Annotated in this window: 1 pseudogene; it reads right to left on the bottom strand. The window is 58.9% G+C overall.

The window, feature by feature from the left end:
* Positions 1-538: 538 nt before the first annotated feature.
* Positions 539-638 (bottom strand): annotated as a pseudogene (locus J7392_RS24150) (IS5/IS1182 family transposase); the annotation flags it as partial.
* Positions 639-768 lie beyond the last annotated feature (130 nt).

The raw sequence follows: 768 nt of genomic DNA, 5'->3' as shown, positions 1-768 counted from the left end.
GGCTTCTGGCGCAATACATCTTGAGCCATAGCGGACAAACCTGCGATCCCTTTGCGCATGCCCGTCACGCCGCACGCCAGATACACACGGACACCGGGTCCGGGCACGATCATGCTGCCTCAACTGCTCTGATCAATCGTGTTAGCGCGGCCCCGTCGATGGAGCTATCAAACCGCAAACTCCGACCGCCTTGCAAGCAAAGCTCAAGCGGCACATCAAGAGCAGGCTTCGGCTCAGGAGACGCGACTCCCGGAGCCCGGAAATCGACAGACAGAAAAGCAGCACCCGCGTCCAGCGGCCACAGACCTTTCGCCTTCAACTCGTGCCGCCATCTGTAAACCTGCTGCCGGGTCACATCGCAGCGCTGAGCTACCTGCGTGACTGTAGCTCCATCTATCCCAACAGACGAAACGATCGATAGCTTTTCATCATCACTCCATCGCCGCCGCCGCTCGAAACCGAGAACCTCGCACCGCATGAAACCCTCCGCATAAGACACGTCACTGACGACGTCGCTACGGACGTGTCTTAGGTCATCGCGCGGAAATCAGGCAGGCGGCATCAATCGAGCGGTTACCAGCAATCACGTCATGGCATTTGCGTGTGTCATAAGCCCCGTCGGCCGTCACTGACCCGATGATCGGTCATGTCCCAGGGAGAGGTGTAACTTCTGGTAGCGCTTTTGGTGGCGTCCGCGCCCTTCATGAGGCGCCGTAGGACGTCATCAAAGGCGCGGTGGTCATCGGTGAATTTTCGGTAAGGTCGGGT

Origin of the sequence: Sulfitobacter sp. R18_1, assembly GCF_017743915.1 — a bacterium.
GTDB lineage: Bacteria > Pseudomonadota > Alphaproteobacteria > Rhodobacterales > Rhodobacteraceae > Sulfitobacter > Sulfitobacter faviae.
Note: the sequence above shows the minus strand (reverse complement) of the source record. Positions and strands in the feature narration are given on the sequence as shown.